Origin of the sequence: Sporolactobacillus inulinus (genome assembly GCF_006539285.1) — a bacterium.
GTDB classification, from domain to species: domain Bacteria; phylum Bacillota; class Bacilli; order Bacillales; family Sporolactobacillaceae; genus Sporolactobacillus; species Sporolactobacillus inulinus.
Window position 1 is genome coordinate 1 of sequence record NZ_BJMS01000012.1, and the last position, 19,763, is coordinate 19,763.

General features: G+C 45.8%; 20 protein-coding genes. 10 read left to right on the forward strand and 10 right to left on the reverse strand.

Features of this window, described 5'->3' with window-relative positions; all coding sequences use genetic code 11:
* Window positions 1-8: 8 nt before the first annotated feature.
* From SIN01_RS02595 to SIN01_RS02630, 8 genes are read right to left on the reverse strand one after another with little or no spacing between them, the layout of a single operon-like run.
* Window positions 9-494 (reverse strand): type 4a pilus biogenesis protein PilO, encoded by a 486-nt coding sequence (locus tag SIN01_RS02595; RefSeq protein WP_010026803.1) that lies wholly within the window; start codon window positions 492-494, stop codon window positions 9-11.
* Window position 495: 1 nt separating this feature from the next.
* A complete protein-coding gene (locus SIN01_RS02600; RefSeq protein ID WP_010026802.1) occupies window positions 496-1,017 on the reverse strand; it encodes a PilN family protein in 522 nt (173 codons plus the stop codon).
* Window positions 1,014-1,946 (reverse strand): type IV pilus biogenesis protein PilM, encoded by a 933-nt coding sequence (gene pilM, locus SIN01_RS02605; RefSeq protein WP_029548301.1) that lies wholly within the window; start codon window positions 1,944-1,946, stop codon window positions 1,014-1,016. Before pilM ends, SIN01_RS02600 begins: the two co-directional genes overlap by 4 nt.
* A gap of 11 nt (window positions 1,947-1,957) precedes the next feature.
* Window positions 1,958-2,713, reverse strand: a complete 756-nt coding sequence (locus SIN01_RS02610) for a prepilin peptidase (protein WP_010026800.1) — start codon at window positions 2,711-2,713, stop codon at window positions 1,958-1,960.
* On the reverse strand, window positions 2,710-3,171 hold the full coding sequence (locus SIN01_RS15510) for a prepilin-type N-terminal cleavage/methylation domain-containing protein (protein WP_010026798.1): 462 nt from the start codon (window positions 3,169-3,171) through the stop codon (window positions 2,710-2,712). Before SIN01_RS15510 ends, SIN01_RS02610 begins: the two co-directional genes overlap by 4 nt.
* Window positions 3,172-3,189: 18 nt before the next feature.
* A complete protein-coding gene (locus SIN01_RS02620) occupies window positions 3,190-4,398 on the reverse strand; it encodes a type II secretion system F family protein (protein WP_010026797.1) in 1,209 nt (402 codons plus the stop codon).
* Between the two features lie 4 nt (window positions 4,399-4,402).
* On the reverse strand, window positions 4,403-5,437 hold the full coding sequence (locus tag SIN01_RS02625; RefSeq protein ID WP_010026796.1) for a type IV pilus twitching motility protein PilT: 1,035 nt from the start codon (window positions 5,435-5,437) through the stop codon (window positions 4,403-4,405).
* A gap of 23 nt (window positions 5,438-5,460) precedes the next feature.
* A complete protein-coding gene (locus SIN01_RS02630; RefSeq protein WP_010026795.1) occupies window positions 5,461-7,119 on the reverse strand; it encodes a GspE/PulE family protein in 1,659 nt (552 codons plus the stop codon).
* Between the two features lie 102 nt (window positions 7,120-7,221).
* On the opposite strand from SIN01_RS02630, the gene SIN01_RS02635 reads away from it, so the two are divergent.
* Genes SIN01_RS02635 through SIN01_RS02645 form a run of 3 tightly spaced genes read left to right on the forward strand, consistent with a single transcriptional unit; the run spans window position 7,222 to window position 9,665 of the window.
* The gene (locus tag SIN01_RS02635; RefSeq protein WP_237760127.1) at window positions 7,222-7,638 is read left to right on the forward strand and encodes a type IV pilus modification PilV family protein; all 417 of its coding nucleotides are present in this window, start codon (window positions 7,222-7,224) and stop codon (window positions 7,636-7,638) included.
* A gap of 13 nt (window positions 7,639-7,651) precedes the next feature.
* Window positions 7,652-8,152 carry a PilW family protein gene (locus SIN01_RS02640; RefSeq protein WP_010026792.1) on the forward strand — a complete coding sequence of 167 codons (501 nt, stop codon included), beginning with the start codon at window positions 7,652-7,654 and terminating at the stop codon, window positions 8,150-8,152.
* A complete protein-coding gene (locus tag SIN01_RS02645; RefSeq protein ID WP_141305932.1) occupies window positions 8,130-9,665 on the forward strand; it encodes a type II secretion system protein in 1,536 nt (511 codons plus the stop codon). The genes SIN01_RS02640 and SIN01_RS02645 overlap by 23 nt, the downstream gene beginning before the upstream one ends.
* A 68-nt stretch (window positions 9,666-9,733) precedes the next feature.
* Here SIN01_RS02645 and SIN01_RS02650 read toward each other — a convergent pair whose 3' ends face one another.
* Window positions 9,734-10,417, reverse strand: coding sequence for an RsfA family transcriptional regulator (locus SIN01_RS02650; protein ID WP_010025432.1), 684 nt, complete (start codon window positions 10,415-10,417; stop codon window positions 9,734-9,736).
* Between the two features lie 118 nt (window positions 10,418-10,535).
* Window positions 10,536-11,873 carry a replication-associated recombination protein A gene (locus SIN01_RS02655; protein WP_010025434.1) on the reverse strand — a complete coding sequence of 446 codons (1,338 nt, stop codon included), beginning with the start codon at window positions 11,871-11,873 and terminating at the stop codon, window positions 10,536-10,538.
* Between the two features lie 251 nt (window positions 11,874-12,124).
* Between SIN01_RS02655 and cymR the strand changes: the two genes are divergently transcribed.
* From cymR to SIN01_RS02690, 7 genes are all read left to right on the forward strand, one after another.
* Window positions 12,125-12,547 (forward strand): cysteine metabolism transcriptional regulator CymR, encoded by a 423-nt coding sequence (gene cymR / locus SIN01_RS02660; RefSeq protein WP_010025435.1) that lies wholly within the window; start codon window positions 12,125-12,127, stop codon window positions 12,545-12,547.
* Window positions 12,548-12,605: 58 nt separating this feature from the next.
* On the forward strand, window positions 12,606-13,772 hold the full coding sequence (locus SIN01_RS02665; RefSeq protein WP_010025437.1) for a cysteine desulfurase family protein: 1,167 nt from the start codon (window positions 12,606-12,608) through the stop codon (window positions 13,770-13,772).
* Between the two features lie 38 nt (window positions 13,773-13,810).
* The gene (mnmA, locus tag SIN01_RS02670) at window positions 13,811-14,905 is read left to right on the forward strand and encodes a tRNA 2-thiouridine(34) synthase MnmA (RefSeq protein WP_047034841.1); all 1,095 of its coding nucleotides are present in this window, start codon (window positions 13,811-13,813) and stop codon (window positions 14,903-14,905) included.
* 199 nt (window positions 14,906-15,104) lie between these two features.
* Complete coding sequence (locus tag SIN01_RS02675) at window positions 15,105-15,773, forward strand: tetratricopeptide repeat protein (protein WP_010025439.1); 669 nt, start codon at window positions 15,105-15,107, stop codon at window positions 15,771-15,773.
* A 19-nt stretch (window positions 15,774-15,792) separates the two neighbouring features.
* A complete protein-coding gene (gene recD2, locus SIN01_RS02680; RefSeq protein ID WP_010025440.1) occupies window positions 15,793-18,147 on the forward strand; it encodes an SF1B family DNA helicase RecD2 in 2,355 nt (784 codons plus the stop codon).
* Window positions 18,148-18,363: 216 nt separating this feature from the next.
* Window positions 18,364-18,561, forward strand: coding sequence for a YrzR-like zinc ribbon domain (locus tag SIN01_RS02685; RefSeq protein ID WP_010025441.1), 198 nt, complete (start codon window positions 18,364-18,366; stop codon window positions 18,559-18,561).
* A gap of 72 nt (window positions 18,562-18,633) precedes the next feature.
* The gene (locus tag SIN01_RS02690) at window positions 18,634-19,698 is read left to right on the forward strand and encodes an AI-2E family transporter (protein ID WP_237760128.1); all 1,065 of its coding nucleotides are present in this window, start codon (window positions 18,634-18,636) and stop codon (window positions 19,696-19,698) included.
* The last annotated feature ends 65 nt before the right edge of the window (window positions 19,699-19,763 follow it).

A 19,763-nucleotide genomic window follows, 5' to 3' on the forward strand; every position in this document is an offset into this window, starting at 1 on the left:
ATAAATGCTTATTTTTTCGCTGAATAGAGGGTTAAGCTCAATGATGCTTGCGATCCGGTTTGCATTGAAAATTTGGTAATGTTTAAGATGCGTTCCATCTTTTCAAGATCACCAATGAAATCTGTAATTTCCTGTGTTGATTTTGCGGATAATTGTATGGTATAGCTGTTCGCGTTCAAGGAAGAATTTTGGCTTCTATTTACTCGAGTAATCGTATCAACGTACACTTGATGAACCGCAGCCTGAGCTTGGAATTTCACAAAGAAGGATTCAATTTCTGGCTGCTTTGGCAGAGTTTCTTCGTTTATTGCATTGACCTCTCCATCAGCGCTGCTTTTTTTTGTTAAGGCGGCCATTTCTTTGTAATTCTGAACAGAGCTTTGAGTGAAGGTAAGATTTTCTTTCAAAGGGATAATTTTCATAAAGTAGAAAAATCCAAATCCAGAGCAGACAATGAGAACAGCAGCAACAATAACGATATAGGTCTGTCTCATATCAATTCTCCTTCTTCTTAGAGATCGTCATACTTAGAAACAAGTGAACCTGTCCCTTTTTGAACGTTTTGGAATTAACAATTCTCGTTGCGATCACATTTGAAAAGGTTTGATTTCTTAATCTCGATGTAAATAAATCGACATCGGCAAATGAAGTAATCTGATATTCTGCTGTGAGATTTCCTGTTGAATCAATGTCCGTACGGATTAACTTCGCCCCTTTAGGCAATTGTTCATTAATTATAGTTAACGAGTCATAGATCGAGAGCTTATTTTTCTCAATTTGATTTACCGCGTCAATCGTGGAAAGTGATTTTGTACGCCCATTCGCAATTTTTTTCTCCGATTGTACTTTCCAATAGCTCTCTTGATTCTGCGCAGCCTGAAGTTGGCCACTTAAATTCATCGTGTACCAAGTAAAGAAGGCAAGTGCGAGTACGCAAACCCCGGCAAAGACGATCGCAAACCAAATCAATGCTTTCGGCGTTTTCCGTTCGTAGGGGAGAAGGTTGATATCAATCATTTCATCCCCTCCTTCATCGCAAGACCGATGGCAGGAATGCTCGTTTCATTGATTGTTTCAGGATCGTTGATCTTCTCACGGTCAATCGCAAGGCTTTGCACGTCCTGCGGAACAAGCGCTTGAAGTGCATTCTGAAGCAGAGCGGTATGCCCATGATCGCCAAATAAATAGATCATTGCAACCTCGTCAGCACCTTTGCGCACGCTGTACTGATAAAAGTTTAGCATTCGTTCAATTTCCGTTGCCGCATTGAGGTAGAACGTATCTGGTTCCGCTGTTTCAAGATTGACTTGGCGAACAAACATCGGAATGTCGCCACTAAAAATCGACACATAGAGTGATTCGTTTTCGAGGTGCACGTACATCCGCTGCTGCTCAGCAATTTCCGGGTGAAAATGCTGCACCCAGCGATCAATTCCTAAAGCGCTGAATTCGGCATTGACCGGATTCAAACCGGCATTGGACTGCAGCTTCCTGTATTTCAGTACGACATGTTCCGGTGCCGCGATAAACAACACATTGGTTCCGGTTGCTTCACGTTGAATCACATGGAAATCGAAAACCGGTTTATCGAATGGAAGTTGAATCTTATTTCCCATTTCGATGAAAAAGTAGTTTTGCAGTTCTGAATCCGATTTGACACCGGGAAAATCAAACTGGCGAAGGATAAGCTGGGACGTTGGAATGGCAAAGTACGTTTTTTTGCCCTTTGCTTTAAGCACGCGAACCATATCCTTTAAATAATCCGTGAAGGTTTGTTCATCCTTAACGCGTCCGTTTTCCACAATACCTCGCTCAAGCGGCTTCTCCAGATAAGTGAAACCAGCAGGAATGTCGGCATTGCCGCGCGAAAGCACCATCCGAATCGCATAATCGGATACAGTTAATCCAACGCTGGCATGATTTTGAAAGAGTCGAATCACAAGCATCATTCCTACTATTAAAAGATTAGATCAAAATATAAGGTGATTAGCTGATCGCCGAAGAAGAAGCTGGTCAGTATCCCTAAAGCAATAAATGGAACAAAGGGTACCGGCTGCCGGCGTTTAATCAGTCCCAGCAGTTGTCCGCCGAGTCCAATGACAGCACCAAAGAATGTGGCTAGAAAAAACCCTAAAATGACGAGTTTCCAACCTAAAACCAGGCCTAGGATGGCAAACAATTTGATATCGCCGCCACCCATGCCGCCGCGACTGATTAAGGCAATCAAGGCAAGCAGTCCGAACCCCGCTGCGAATCCGAGCGGCGCGTCCCACCACGGATGAGGAGGGTAAATGATCCGAAAGGCAACGAACAGCGGTAGAAAGAATAGTAAAATCTTATCCGGGATCAGCATGTATTCAAGATCAGTTACAAGCACAATGATCAACAGCGAAACGAGCAGCCAACCGCAAAGCATCTGTTCAATGGATGTCGCGTGCAAAAAGCTGAATAGAAATAAAAAGCCGGTTGCTGCTTCGATGATCGGGTAGATCGGTGAAATCTTAGTGTGACAGGTACGGCATTTGCCTCCCAGAAAAAGATAGGAGAAGACCGGAACCAAATCCAGAATCGTCAAACGCCGCCCGCACGACGGACAGTGCGAAGGCGGCGTAATAATTGACTGGCCGGCGGGAACCCGCAGACCGACGACGTTATAGAAAGAGCCTAGGATGAGGCCCAGAAGAAAAATATAAAAATTAACAAATATACTCATGATCCTGTAGAAGTAGAAGGATTTCCACCATTATACTTAATAAGCCCCTGTTCGGTCTTATCAGTAAGATCTGACGGAAGCTTTTCATCGGTAATCGTATAAGTTGCCTTAGTTTTATCTGTATTGTCGAACTCAACCTTCACCGAGAATTCGCTTGGTAACTTATTATTAGTATTTTCAAGGTAGTTCTTTAGCTCACTTTGATCCATTGTTCGATCATTCTCGTTTGACGAGCTGGTAATGTTATTTTCGGCAACATATAATTTAGCGGCATGAATAATAGTCAAACCATCTTGTACAGCTGCTTTATCATTTTGTTTATGAATAATCGAAGTCACACTCGGAATTGCGATGGCAGCCAAAATAGCTAAGATAACGATTACCGCCAAGAGTTCAATCAGTGTAAAGCCTTTCTGGTTTTTCTTTTCGTTCGCTTTTTTCATAATCTTTTTGAGCATACGTTTTCCTCCTGTCTCTTACACGTTTTGATAGATTTGGAACATAGGGATAATGATGGCTAGGACGATAATACCGACAACAACGGCGAGGAACAGGATAACGAGGGGTTCAATCAGGACCTTCATACGCTCAGTCATCTGTTCAACGTCATCTTCGTAATACTTGGCGACACTGTTCAGCATTTGATCGAGCATACCGGTTTTTTCGCCGATTGCGGTCATGTGGTGAACCATCGCCGGGAAAATTTTCTCCTCCCGAAAGGCTTGTGATAAGGGTCGTCCGAAATCAAGGGCTTCGGCGACTTTATGTATGGCCTGTCGGATGGCAAGATTCGATGTGATCTTCTCAATTGAGTGCAATGCATCGATGACAGGTACAGAACTGGATAGCAATAGCGCAAGCATCCAGAGCAATCGGGAAAGTTCACTTTTATAGACTATTATACCTAGTAAAGGCAACTTGATTATAGCATAATCTAGTCTTAATTTACTAGATTTATTTCGTCGGAGGATAGCAATAATAAATACTGCCGCGATCGCTAAAAGAAAGATCACATACCAGTAAGCGCGAAGCCAGTCACTTATTGTCAAAATGACGCGTGTAATCAGCGGCAGCTGCGTATTCAGGCCGGCGAACATGGTGCGGAACATCGGGATGATGGTCGTTAATAGAAACAAAACAACACCGATCGACATCATAAAAACAAAGGCAGGGTAGACCATTGCTGTGCTCAATTTTTGCCGTGACTTATGCTGGCGTTCGTAATAGGTCGCCAGATGGTCCAAACTTTCTTCCAAGCGACCACTGCCTTCACCGGCACGAATCATGTGGATGATCATCGGGCTAAAAATTTTCGGATGATTTTCAAATGCCTGGGATAGGGTCTGCCCCTCGCGAAGATTGGTGGCCATATCCATAATCGTTTGCTTAAAGTATTTATTCTTTTCCTCTTGATCCGTTAAAATCTCTAGGGCATCGGAAACCGTCACACCGGCTTTAATGATCGTCGCAAACTGTCTCAGGAAGACTACTTTTTCTTGCAGCTTCACGCGAGAACCAAACGAAAGTTCCTTATACCAAATGGAATCGTTATGTTCCTGGATGGACTGGATTGTTAATCCTTGATTGGCAACTTGCAGCAAGGCTTCTTGTTTGGTTACTGCGGTGATCTTTCCTTTTTTTATTTTGCCGTATGTGTTGGTACCGACATAGTCAAACAGCGGCATGTGTTCACTTCCTTAATAAAAATGTTTCGACCGATTCACCGGCGATCTCGCGCCGCGTCAGCATATCCTGAACGCAGGCAGCCATAGTTTGCATGCCCTGCGCGCGATTGACCTGGATGACACTAGGAATCTGGTAGATCTTCTTCTCGCGAATCAAATGACTGATTGCTTTATTATTAATCATGACTTCGGTCGCCACACGCCGGCTGGTGTAGTCCGGGGTTGGAAACAAGCGCTGCGACACCACAGACACGAGCTCGGCAGCCAGTTGAATGCGGATTTGTCCCTGCTGTTCGGGAGGGAAGACATCAATGATTCGGTCAACGGTTGAGACTGCATCGTTGGTATGCAGTGTCGCCAAGACGAGGTGACCGGTTTCTGCAGCCGTTAGTGCTGTTCGAATCGTCTCCAAGTCGCGCATTTCTCCGACCAGAATTACGTCCGGATCCTCGCGCAAAGCAGATCGAAGCCCTAGTGCGAACGACTGGGTATCGTAACCGATCTCGCGCTGCTGAATGATACAGCGGTTGTGTCGATGCAAATATTCGATCGGATCCTCTAGCGTAATGATATGACGGCGCAGTGTCTTGTTCATGTCGTCCACGAGCGCCGCAAGTGTCGTTGACTTTCCGCTTCCCGTCGGCCCCGTCACTAAGAATAAACCATGCGGCCGGTGAATGAGTGACTTTAGAACATTGGGCAAGCGCAGTGAAGCGAAATTGGGTATGGTTTGCGGTATGACACGAAAGGCGATGCTGTAGCATGAACGTTGCCGAAACGCATTCACCCGGAAACGCGATAATTTGGCAATGCTGTAAGAAAAGTCAAGTTCACCGTTCGCCTCCAGCTTTGCCAATTGTTCTTCGGACAGAATACCGCGAACGATTTCATCGGTGTCCGCAGGCCGAATGATCGGTTTGTCGAGTGCAGTTAATTCGCCGTTCAAACGGATCGTCGGCGGAATACCAACGGATAGATGTAAATCGGAGGCTCCGCGCCCGCAGGCAATCGCCAAACAGTCCTTAAGAAATTCAATCATAGTTTTCCCCCTAAGTCTACAGGTCAGCTGATAATTTTGAGCAGTTCGTCCACGGTAGTAATTCCTTGAGCGACTTTCGACAATCCATTTTGAAGCATTGACTCGCCGCCGGAATCACGAACCAGATTTTGAATGTCTGTAAAGGAATTGTGAGTGATCAGTTTTTCAGACAGTTCATCGCTCAGCGTCAACATTTCATGAACCGCAGTTCGCCCAAGATATCCGGTATGATGGCATGATTTGCACCCGGTGCCCTTCATCAGGGTATCGGGGCATTCCTGACCCGCTTTTTGAAACAGTGCCTGATCGATGGTGGTTGATGCAGACGGTTGCGCGCAGTCGCGGCAGACACGTCGCACCAAACGCTGGGCGACGACACCGGTGAGCGATGCGGCCACGAGAAACGGGTCAATCCCCATATCAATCAAACGGTAGATGGTGGTCGGTACGTCATTGGTGTGCAAAGTGCTGAGCACAAGGTGCCCGGTCAGCGAGGCACGAATCGCAATTTCCGCAGTCTCAGAGTCGCGAATTTCTCCGACCATGATGATGTTCGGGTCCTGTCTCAGGATTGCTCTTAATCCGGCGGCAAACGTCAATCCGACTGGAGCATTCGTCTGAATCTGATTTATTCCGTCAATTTGGTATTCAACCGGATCTTCGATGGTAATGATGTTCTGGGTCTCATTGTTCAGGTAATTTAAAGCGGCGTAAAGCGTTGACGTTTTCCCGGAACCCGTCGGTCCTGTGATCAGCATTAACCCGGTCGGTTTGGAAATCATGTTCACAAAGGATTTTTGCTGCGACTCGGTAAAGCCGACATTTGGGATTTTCAGCAGTAAATCCTTTGTATTCAGAAGCCGAAGCACGATGCGTTCACCAAAAAGGGTCGGAAGCGTCGAAACCCGTAAATCCAGTCGGTTCTTGCCAATCGCAACTTTGACGCGTCCGTCCTGAGGCAAGCGGGTCTCTGTGATATCAAGCTGACTCATGACTTTGATTCGCGTCACAAGCACGCTCAAAATCTCTTTTGGAAACGTGCGATACGTGTGAAGCTCGCCGTCAATACGAAACCGAACCACAACACTGAATTCATGGGGATCGATATGGATATCGCTGGCACGATCTTCTACAGCACTTAAGAGACATTTGTTGATCACTTTCAGAATCGGCGTATTCTCGGCTGAAGTCAGTTCCGGCTCGTCAATCGGGCGGTTGTTGATCGATGTCAGAATCTCATTCACCGAATCTTCCTCGTTATAGAGCCGGTTGATTGTGCTGGTAATTTCACTTGGCAGTGCCAAAACAACTTTAACATGAAAACCGGTCATCATTTGCAGATCATCAATGGCGTAAAAATTTAGCGGATTTGCCATGGCAACAAAAAGGGTGTTGCTCTCTTTTTTATAGCAAATCAGTTCATTTTGCCGTGAAAAGGACTGGTCGACGAGATTGACCGTTTGATAATCAATGACTAGATTCGATAAATGGATTTGAGGGATAGCTAACTGTATCGAAAGTGCGTCGATCAATTGTTGTTCGGAAATATATCCGCGCTCAATTAAGGCATGTCCTAATTTTTGTGATGAATCTTTTTGTTCCAGTGTCGAACTCAGCTGGTCTTGTGTAATCATTCCTGATTCGACAAGAAGGTCGCCTAATCTTCGATGTGTGCGCTGCATGTGTCTGCCCTCCTGATTCGTAATCTTCTAAAACGATACTTTCATTCTACACCAAAACCCATTAAAATAGATCTGACGACAGATGCGAAAGGACTGCGACTGATGAACCGAAAACAAGCAGGGATGACGCTAATCGAAGTCATTGCCGCAATAGCATTGCTGAGTATCGTCATTTTATCTTTCGCGTATGTATTTATCCAGAGCCAGCAAGTGACAACCAATAACGGCGACCGTTTGACCGCATTGCAGCTCGCGCAAAAAGAATTGTCGCAAGTGCTGAGCGCGGAAACACCTCCGGTTAACTCCGGATCCACTGTTTCTTCACCGACAGCCAGTCCTCTACATACAGACTTTACGATTAAAGTTCCCGATGAACAAAATTCAATCTACAAAACTTATGTTTATGTATTAAAAAAAGGGAGCGATGATGATCAGCTTTTACCTATCGTCGTTCGAACCTACTATAACGATACAAAATACGTAGAACTTTACAACTATTATACGATAACAAGCAATTGAGAGGTACAGGAAGATGATACATAATTCGAGAGGCGTGACGCTTGTTGAGATGCTCGCCGCAATAACCATTGCCACGATTTGTTTTGTTCTTATTTTCAGTATCTGGCTGTCCGGCGAAAAATCAGCGCAACATACCATGACACAAAATGATCTGCAAGCAGACGCTCATCTCGTACAAGCACGGATTACACGTGCGTTTTATGAACAGAAGGATAACCTTACTTTAACAATCGACAATGGTGAAGTAATTCTTGCCACTGGTAAGGGTAGTTCTTCACAACAAGAGCACATATCGAGTCCTAATTTGTTTTATAGTGGGGATGGCTCAGAATTGCAAGATATATCAGATGATACTGGGAATTTTATTGGCACAAAACTAACTATTGATTATGTTATAAAAACAAGAACAGCGGTAGGTAGTGCTGATAACGAGGGTCCAAGTTTTCATCTCTCAACAACATTAAACTATCCATGGGAAGACGTAGAGGAGCGTGAACCAAGTGATGCCCCATAAAAGAACGTTTCAGAAAAGAGAATCTGGGTATGCACTCGTTATCGTTCTCCTTGTTATTACAGTTTTCTCTGTACTCGGACTCACCGTCATGTCGGTATCTTTTAACCATACAAAGCAATTCAGCAAAGAAACCACACAAACCCAGGCATTAAACGTCGCTGAGATGGGGTTGAAGGCATACAATAAAGAACTTCAATCAAAACTGTTAGATGTAAGCGAAGTAACTCAAACAAACTTTAAGGATAAAGTGATAGAAATCTTGCCTGGAACGCTTGATTCAAGTTCAAATCTTGTGATAAATTCGATGCAAGGAAATCCGTGTTATACAGTAACCCATGGAGAAGTCGGCGATCCAACGGATGATAAAATTACCGTCACAATTACCAGTCGGGGAACCACAAATGATGGAATTCAGGTGATTATGCAAAAAATAACGTTCGAGTATCGGCCGGTGGATACAGCAGCTACTGGTGATGCTGATCACACACCACCGTATATGGGACTATCTCTTCCGTATATAAGTGGGGGGTACCATAATGGTTATTTGAGTTGGTTACCTGCAGATTATACACCTAAGTGGATTTCTGAAGGCGATTTTGTACATCAAGGTGATGCTTATGTGAATAATAATACTGTAATTATAAGCGGTCGGCGGCCTACAACTAATGATGTAGTGCATCAAACTGTTGATTTGACAACTGTAAAAAATCAATTCAAGAATATGCCCTTATCCTATCCAGCCAATCAACCCATAAATGGTGCCGCTTCGATTAATGAAGATGCAGTAATGCAAGCTGAATATAATGGAAGTGTTAACTTTAACAGTTTTAATTTAAAAAAATCAAATCCAAGTGTGACTATTGATGGAAAAGCCTTCTTGGCGAGCAGTATAAACTCTGGTAATTTAGATGAAGGAACGATCATTTTTAATGATGATGTGGCAATTAATGGCGATCTTAATGCTGGGAATAAAATTCACTTTCTGTTTAAAGGAAATGTATATATAGATGGCGCAATCAACGCAAGTGATCATACTTCAATGTCTTTTGAAAAATCGTTGTTTATAAATGGAAGCAATATTAATTTAAACAACGATAGTACGATTTCCGTAAATGGTAATTTAAATGTCGCTAATGGATCATTGAATGGTTCATCAAGATCTTCCGCATTATTTAATGGTAATGTCTATTTTAATCATGATTATAATTCGTCAGGCTCACATCATTTCTATGGTTATGTTTTTATCAACGGTTCTTTTAATAATAGTGGACCATTGACGTTTGAACGAACCGTTTATGTACGAAAAGACTTCTATCCAAAAGCAAAAGGTTATTCAGTTATTTTTAAAAATGGGATAATTACGGCAGGAAATAATGCATCATTTGAAACCAGTGGTAATGGCGAGATTGTAATAAATGCTCAATTGAGGGGTGGGGGCGAATCAGAGGATGATCATAACGATGGAAATCAATCTCTTATATCAATAATTGATACAAAAACAAATTACCAGTAGTTAATAAATTTGTGAATACATACACCCCCGAGCCGTTTGAACTCGAGGGTGTATGTATTCTTACTTGTTTACTTTGCAATCTTTTCCAGGTTGCCGTTTTGGTCCATTTTGAAGGCGGGTGCTGACGCAGCGTCTTGATCTTGGAAGGCGACCATACGACGGGCGCGATCCATGATGCCGACTAGTGCCTGGTAGTCTTCTTCAACGGTCTTCTGGCGTGATTTTAAGGCTTCGATCTCTTGGTCTAGTTCGCCGATGTGTTTTTGCAAACGTGCATTTTCTTGTTTTAAATGCGTGTTTTCTTTATCCAGTCGGCTGTTTGTTGTGTTGCCGTTTTGCAGATGCTGCAGAAAGTGGATCACATCGGTTAATGTGAGGCTGCTTGTTGAGGAAGCGGCTGGTGTTTCGGTTTGTTGTGCCGGAGTTTCGGCAGTGAACGATGTAGGATCCGTGAGGTCCGCGGTTTCCATAACAGGAAATGATTGAGTCATTGGGCGGGATACTCTGCTGCGTTGCTCGGCACGTTTTTTTTGTTTACGCTGTTTTTTTGCGATTTGTATTGCTTGTTCGTATTTTTGGCGGACAATTGCGTTCCAGCGGAATCCGCATGCAGCTCCGGTTCGATTCAGCCGATCGCCGACTTCTTCAAAGGCGTCGAGCTGGGTACTTCCTTCTCTGATATGGCGCAGAACGGTCTCTGCGAGCAGAAGATCATCTTCATGCGACCATGCATCTTGTCTCACTTTTGTCATGTTCTATGCTCCTTCTTGCATTCTTGCTGATTTGTAAAAAGGATTGACAACTTTTAAGACTTTTATACACGATCAATAGTCAAGAGGATTGAAGCTTTAAATCAAAAAAAGCGCTGGATCAGCGCTTTTTCTTGTCGCGTTCGGCAAAATAGTCGAGCCGTTTTTGAACGGTTCGTTCATAGCCTCGTGGAGAAGGATGGTAGAAGTGTTTGCTGTGCAGTTTCCCCGGAAGATAGTCTTGCGGTACATATCCGTCTTCGAAGTCGTGCGGATAGAGGTAGCCTTTCCCATGTCCTAGCTTGGCCGCCCCTTTATAGTGCGCATCACGCAGGTGAATGGGAACTTCGCCCGTTTTTTCATTTTTTACGACAGCGAGTGCTTCATCAATTCCGCTGATCACAGCATTGCTCTTTGGCGCTGTTGCGACATAAAGCGCTGCTTCGGCAAGCGGAATGCGTGCTTCAGGCATTCCGATGAATGTGACCGCGGTGACCGCGGTATTGGCGATCAGAATCGCATTGGGGTCGGCAAGACCGACGTCCTCAGCGGCATGGATGAAAATACGGCGGGCGATAAATTTCGGATCTTCGCCGGCGGCGATCATCTTGGCGAGCCAGTAAAGCGTGGCATTTGGATCTGATCCGCGCATACTTTTGATGAACGCAGAAACCGTATCGTAGTGGTTGTCTCCGTTTTTATCATACTGCAGGACCTTTTCCTGAATCGATTCCTCGGCGACACTGCGATCAATATGGATGACGCCGTCGGAATCAGGGTCTGTGGTCAGCACGGCAAGCTCTAGGGCATGCAGAGCCGTACGGCTGTCACCGTTTGCAACGCGAACTAGATGATCCAAAGCATCCTCATCCACTTCGATGGCCGATTCGCCGTAACCTCTTTTTTTATCGGTCAATGCATGGTTAAGAATCGTACGAATTGCTTTATCCGTCAACGGCTCGAATCGAAATAATCGAGACCGGGACAGCAGCGCAGCATTGATCTCGAACATCGGGCTCTCGGTTGTTGCACCAATGAGAATGATTGTGCCCTTTTCAACAGAAGGCAGGAGTGCATCTTGCTGTCCTTTATTGAAGCGATGGATTTCATCAATAAATAAGATTGTTTTTTGCTGATCAAATTTCAGGCGTTCTTCCGCAGCCGCAATAATCTTGCGAATATCGCCAACGCCGGATGTAACGGCGTTGAGCTGTTCGTAATAGGCAGAAGTCGTTTGAGCAATGATATGGGCAAGCGTCGTTTTGCCGGTCCCCGGCGGTCCGAAGAAGATCATTGGCGTCAGTTTGTCTGCTTGGATAGCACGGCGCAGCAGCCGGCCCTGACCGACAATTTGCTCTTGACCGACAAATTCATCGAGTGTTTGCGGGCGCATCCGATCAGCGAGCGGCCGACCGTTTAAATTGGATTGGTCATCGGTTGGAAAATCAAACAGATCCATCCCGATCATCCTCTCATTTTTCTGTATTTGCGGGAATCCTTCTTGATGACGTGCAACGTCACGCATTTTCGTCTATAATGATTTAAGGTCTGAACATAGTTTACCATAAATCAGAAGCTATGTTCGTATGGAAGGATTGTTTTAACAGAATAGACCCGTGGACTGCTTCAGGGCAGACATGCATCTTGGTCTTATTTGATAGGGTATAGATGAAAGAAGATAAATGTCGGTTTAAGATGGGGTGTAACGAGATGAAGATTTCAACGAAAGGCCGTTACGGCTTGACGATTATGATGGCACTTGCCAAAAACAAAGGTCGCGGACCGCTTTCGCTGAAGGCGATTGCAAATGAACATGACCTTTCCGAACACTATTTGGAACAATTAATTGCTCCTTTGCGCAATGCGGGACTGGTCAGCAGCATTCGCGGCGCATACGGCGGCTATGTTTTGGCGAAAATGCCGAGCGAAATCACAGCAGCCGATGTGATTCGTGTTCTGGAAGGGCCGATTCAACCGGTGGAAGTCATGGACGATGATGATCCGGCGAAACGCGAGCTGTGGGTGAAAATCCGTGATGCGGTACGCGATGTGCTGCAAGGGACGACACTCGACGATTTGATTCATTACGATTCCGATCCTCAAGTACAGGATCCGGATATGTTTTATATTTAAACGAACGCGGGTTGCTTCTCGCTCGCGTGATTCGATTGATTTAAAGGAGTGATAAGGCGTGAGTCCGATTTATCTTGATCATGCCGCAACAACACCGATTGATCCGGAAGTGCTTCAGATCATGGTGGAAACGTATCAGCAGGTGGTAGGAAATCCGTCGAGTATTCACTCGTTCGGCAGACAGGCGCGCAAGATCGTTGATGAATCGCGTCATACAATTGCAAAATATATCGGGGCACGCAGCCGCGAGATCGTCTTTACAAGCGGTGGTACGGAAGGCGATAACATCGCCATTCTCGGTACGGCTTTTGCCAACAGCGATAAGGGAAAACATATCATTACGACGAAAATCGAGCATCACGGTGTGTTAAAAACATGCGCGTATTTAGAAACGCAAGGCTTCACAATTGACTACCTCGATGTGGATCGTACGGGACGCATTTCGCTCGAGGAATTAAAAAGCAAATTACGCGAGGATACCATTCTTGTCTCGATAATGTTTGGAAACAATGAGGTTGGCACGATTCAGCCAATTCATGAAATCGCGCATCTGCTCGCCGATCATCAGGCCTATTTCCACACGGATGTTGTGCAAGCATTCGGTACGGCCGACATGGACGTTAAGGATACACCGATCGACTTGATGTCGATGGCCGGTCACAAAATCGGCGGTCCAAAGGGGATCGGTTTTCTTTTTGTACGGGACGGTTTATCGCTACAGGCATATACTCATGGCGGTGATCAGGAGCGCAAACGGCGTGCCGGCACGGAAAATGTTCCGGCAATTGCCGGTCTGGCACGTGCAGTCGAAAAAGTCGGTGAACATTTCCACGAACGGATTGACAACTGCTTGCATGCACGGCAAATCATTCTTGAGACACTTGATGAGGAAAAGGTGACCTATAAAATCAACGGCAATCCGGATCACTTTTTGCCTCAGGTATTGAATCTTTATTTTCCAGGAACCAATGTTGAAACGCTGCTCACAAAACTGGATTTAGCTGGAGTAGCAGTCTCCAGCGGTTCTGCCTGCACGGCGGGATCGGTGGAACCGTCACATGTGCTGACGGCAATGTTTGGCGAGCGAGCTCCGGAGACGGTCAGCTCGATTCGTGTTAGTTTTGGTGATCTTATCGATGAAGATCAAATACGCGAGGCGGGGCGGATCATTGCCGCATCCGTACGCGATCTCGTTTCATTAAGAAAGGCGGGTGAAGTCTTGTGACTGGAAAATCCCCAAGTCAGACACGTGTGGTTGTTGGCATGTCGGGCGGTGTGGATTCAACTGTTGCCGCGTTGCTGCTGAAGCAGCAAGGCTATGATGTAGTAGGTATTTTTATGAAAAATTGGGACGATACCGATGAGAACGGAATTTGTACGGCAACGGAAGACTATGAAGATGTGGTCCGTGTTTCCAACCAAATCGGGATACCCTATTATGCAGTTAACTTTGAGAAACAGTACTGGGATCGTGTTTTTTCATACTTCCTCGATGAGTATAAATTAGGACGGACACCGAATCCGGATGTCATGTGCAATAAGGAAATTAAATTCAAAGCGTTTCTCGATCATGCGATGGCGCTCGGCGCGGACTATGTGGCAACCGGTCATTACGCGCGCGTTGACCGTCGCGATGGCAAAACAGCGATGATTCGTGCAGTCGATCAGAATAAGGATCAAACTTATTTCCTGAATCAGCTCTCGCAAGAACAGATCTCCAAGGTGATGTTCCCGCTCGGTGATTTGGAAAAGCCAGAGGTACGCGAAATTGCACGTGAACATCACTTGGCAACGGCTGAGAAAAAGGACAGTACCGGTATCTGTTTTATTGGTGAACGGAATTTCAAGGAGTTCCTGAGCCATTATCTGCCGGCAAACCGCGGTGAGATCCGCACGCTTGATGGTGAACTCAAAGGGTATCACGACGGGCTCATGTACTATACCAATGGTCAGCGCCAAGGACTTGGTATTGGCGGTCCGGGCGGTCCATGGTTTGTGTGCGGCAAGGACTTAAAGCGTAATATTCTGTATGTGGTGGAGGGATCCGAACACCCTGCGCTGCAGGCAAAAGGGTTACTGGCTGACAAGGTCAATTGGATCTCCGGCATGCCTAAGAGCGGTGAGTTCCACTGCACAGCAAAGTTCAGATATCGCCAGAAAGATCAACCGGTGACCGTTCATGTGCTTGACGACGATCGACTTAAGGTCGTGTTTGATCAGCCGGAGCGTGCGGTTACTCCGGGACAATCTGTGGTTTTGTATGATGGCGATGAGTGCCTCGGTGGAGCAACGATTGCAACCATTTTAGGGCAGGGAACAGATAAAACACTCGATTTTACAGACTCAGCTTTGCGTTAAAAGCTTGAGTCTTTTTCACACGAACTTAACGTGCAACACTTTTATGAAACAAATGGACATGTAGCGTTGCGGCGAGCAAGTCGCTCGGTCGTCTGCAGATACATGCTGATGGAACCTGCACCGTCTCTAAAAGAGATCGGGCGCTTTCTCGTCCTTTTTTTACATAACGGGGAAACAGAATCTATTTGGAGGCGATGGGATGAAGACGATGGAACAAGTGCAGCGCTTGATTGCTGAGAAGAAGTTCGAAGAAGCTGCGAAAATGCTGGACCGTGTCATTTCTGAGCATCCGAATGACCCTGCCGGCTTCACCAATTTCGGCAATTTGCTGATTGCAATGGGGGACAGCGCGCGTGCGGTCAACTTTTTCAATAAAGCACTGGAACTGGATCCAAACTATGGCAGTGCCGCTTTTGGTTATGGTAACGCACTGTTCGAACTCGGTCGGTACGAAGAGGCGCTGACTCAGTTTGCTGATGCACAGCGCGCAGGGGTTAATGACGGCGATCTGTTTTACATGATCGGACGCTCCGCAACCGAACTCGGTCGCTCCGGTCAAGCACTCGCTGCCTTCCAGCGCTCGGTGGAATTAAATGAAGCGGATACAGAAGCCCGGTTTCAATATGCACTTTCCTTGGCGAAGCTTGGAGATGTGGATGCGGCTGAAAAACAGTTCTTAACTGTGATTGAAGCCGATGCAGCACATGCGGATGCGTATTATAATTTAGGTGTCATTGCTGCGTGCCGAGACCAGATCACGAAAGCCCGGCACTTGCTTCATAAAGCGCTTGAACTTAGCCCGGGTCATATACTGGCTGCAAACGGATTGAAAAGCTTAGATAAGAAGCAAACCGGTCGGCATAACTAAGCGAAAGGACGACGGAACAATGGGACAAACGACCATGGATCTTTTTTCGGATCAGACAAATTCGGTAAAGGGTGAGCCAATCCGAATCGTATTCCAGAACAGCGATAACGGATACACCGTCATGATTGTGAAAATTAATGAAACCACGGAGCCCATCAACGAAAAAGAGATCACAATGGTTGGTTTTTTTCCAACGATCCATTTGTACGAAACCTATCAATTTGCCGGCAAGTTAAAGACGCATCCAAGATATGGTCAACAATATGAGGTAGAGACCTATCGAAAAATGCTGCCGAAATCGAAGTCCGGGGTAATCAGCTATCTCTCCGGCGATCTTTTCCCCGGAATAGGGAAAAAAACGGCGGAGATGATCGTTGGCGAACTTGGCGAACACGCGATTTCTGATATTTTAAATGATCCTTCATGTTTGGAGCGTGTACCGAAACTTGATAAAGACAAGCGTTCGATGATTGCCGATACGCTGCTTAAAAATGAAGGATTGGAGAAAATTCTGATCGGGCTCTCGGACTACGGATTCGGTTCACAGCTGGCGACGAAGATCTATCAAGTATACGGAAATGATAGCCTCGAGGTTATTGCGGAGAATCCATACCAGTTGATTCAGGATATCGAGGGTATTGGTTTTCAACGTGCGGATGAGCTTGCCGCGTCTCTTGGCATTTCCGGAAACCATCCGGAGCGGATTCAAGCTGCCTATTTGTATTGGTTAAACGAGCGGGCGATGAATGATGGTCATGTCTTTATGCCGGAACAAGCGACAATTTCAGAAGTCCATAAACTATTATCCTCAAAAGAGAGCATCGATGAAGCAGATCTCATCCATGAGATTGATGTTCTGGAAGAGGATGGAAAATTAATTCGAGAAGACGACCAGCTTTATCTGCCGCAGCTTTACTATGCGGAAAAGGGGATTGTCACCGGCATTCAGAAGCTGGTTGAACAAGAAGCAGAGGACGAATACTCAGAAAGCGAATTCCTCAAGGCGCTTGGCAAGGTTGAGGACAAGCTGTCGATGCAGTACGCTGAGAGTCAGCAGCAAGCAATCCGTGAAGCGATCCAGTCCCCGATCATGATCTTAACCGGCGGGCCGGGAACGGGAAAGACGACGGTCATTCAAGGGATTGTAGAAGTCTATGCGGAGCTGAACAGTTGCTCGCTCGATCCGAAAGATTATGATGAGGATCATCCTTATCCTGTGTTACTTGTTGCCCCGACCGGACGCGCGGCGAAACGGATGAAAGAATCGACAGGGCTTCCGGCGGTGACGATCCATCGGCTACTTGGGTGGAATGGCGGTTCCGGTTATGCGCATGACGAAAATGATCCAATTGAAGGGAAGCTGCTGATCGTCGATGAGATGTCAATGGTTGACTTATGGCTTGCCAATCAGCTGCTTAAGTCGCTGCCGGATGAGATGAAGGTGATCATTGTCGGCGACGAAGACCAGCTGCCTTCCGTCGGTCCTGGTCAGGTACTGAGCGACTTGATTCAATCCGACGCCGTTCCGGTGATCCGATTAACCGATATTTTCCGTCAGGCGCAAGGCTCATCGATTATCGAACTTGCTCATGAAATCAAAGAGGGTACAGTGGTCGATGTCGCAGAGCCGCGAAAGGATCGCCGTTTCTTCAAATGCCATCAGAACCAAATCATCGATGTCATCTGTAAAGTCGCTGCCGGTGCACAGAAAAAGGGGTATCCGCCGAAGGACATTCAAGTGCTTGCGCCGATTTACCGTGGCAATGCCGGTATTGAACAGATTAATACGTCACTTCAAGAACTCTTTAATCCGAAAAGTGACCAGAAGCGTGAGCTGACCTATGGAGACCATATCTTTCGTGTTCATGATAAGGTATTGCAATTGGTGAACAATCCTGATGAACAAGTATTTAACGGCGATATTGGCGAAATCTCCGCTGTTTTTCGTGCAAAGGAGACGACGGATAAGGAAGATACGGTGATCGTCACCTTTGATTCGGTTGAAGTCAAATACCTCAAGCATGATTTGAATCAGCTGACACTCGCGTACTGCTGCTCGATTCATAAAGCGCAAGGCAGTGAATTTCCAATTGTAATCCTACCCATTGTTAAGGGGTATCACCGCATGCTGAAACGGAATCTGATTTACACGGCGGTGACCCGGAGCAAGGATTCTCTCGTTCTGTGCGGCGATGTTGAGGCATTTAATCAAGCGGTAAGCAGTAATGACGTTGATCAGCGCAACTCTAATCTTGCACGCAAAATAGGCGAACGGCTGCATCTGATTGAGGCACCGGAACCTCAGCCGGATCATGATCAGTCGGAGTTTGATCAGCCAACCGAAGTAGAAACCGCGCCCATAGTAAAGGATTGAGGGGCAGCGCATATTACGATAAATCAATAAGTGAAAAAACTTGGTCACGGGCAATGGTTCAGTTGCTCATTGACCAAGTTTTTTTCTATACATTTTCGCGTTCGCAATCGAGTTTTGTTCTCTTTTTTTGAATAGATATGTATATTTTCCAGCAAATAGGGACATTGATGCCAGTAATGAAAGATGTAACAAAAGCTCATTACTGAGGTGAAAAAAATGAAATGTCCCAATTGTGCAAGTACCGATATCGGAAAAATAGGCGTCAATCAATTTTACTGCTGGAACTGTTTTATCGAATTATCTCTGCAAGAAGGAAAATTATCGCTGAGTCAGGTTGAGGAAGACGGCAGTTTAACCGATCTTGATGATTTGTTTCAAGACTCTGAATTGGAAGCGAAAGCGAATGGTTTCTAAGCCATTTGCTCCGATCTTGTTTCATCGCTCATGATTCGCCGCAAATTGGGTAAAACTAGTTTTGGAGGGATCATGATGCGAAAATGGACTGCCCTGCAGTGGATGAAGATTCTGCTCATCATACTACTGCTTTTTCTAAATGGCTATTTATTCTATCGTTTGTTGCCGTTCATCGGGAGTGTCACCCATTTTTTGATGCGTATTGCTATTCCCTTTTTTGCGGCAGCAATTATTTCGTATTTACTGCACCCTTTAGTCGGCCGTGTGCAGCGGTTGGGGCTGCATCGGACGATGGCTATTCTTGTGATCTACGCTGTTTTTTTTAGTATTGTCGGTTTTGCCATCTATAAAGGCGGTCCTGTTTTGTTGCATGAACTTCGCAGTCTGGATCATGAGATTACCAATTATCAGCAGTTGTATGAAACGAATCTGGATCGGGTGTACACGTCCACTCCAGAGGCAGTACATGATCAGGTGAATGAAGCGCTCGTTCGAATCAAACACAGTATGAATAAGATGGGAAAGGGGATCATTGACTGGTGTTCCAATGTGATTCGCTCATTCTTGACATTGCTTTTGATTCCTTTTCTCTCCTTTTACATGCTCAAAGATGCGGCGCTGATTAAGAAAAATGTACTGCTGCTTGTTCCGAAGAAATGGCGGAAACAAACGGCAGATCTCTGTGCCGAGATGGATCAATCAATAGGGATGTATATTCGCGGCCAGTTGACGGTCTGCGGGATACTGGCGGTGATGGCAACGATCGGACTATGGATCCTGAAGGTTCCTTATCCGATGGTGTTCGGACTGTTCATCGGAGCAACGGATTTGATCCCCTATTTTGGACCGTTTATTGGTGCGGCACCGGCCGTACTTGTGGCTGCGACGAAGTCGTTTTACGCCATGTCCGGCGTGATTTTGATGATCATTTTAATCCAGTTTCTTGAAGGCAGCGTCATCGAGCCAATTGTTGTTGGGAAGAGTGCGGAAATCCATCCACTCTATATCATGCTGGCAGTCGGTGCCGGAGGTGAGCTCGCTGGAATTGTCGGTATGTTGCTTGCGATTCCTTGTTTCATCATTATTCGTACCTGTTTGCGCCACCTGAACGAACGGTTTCGAATCATTGACAAATAAGGGGAAATTCAACTATAATTACGGGAGAATAGTGAAACCGAGACGAAAAGAATAGCGTGAAGCGT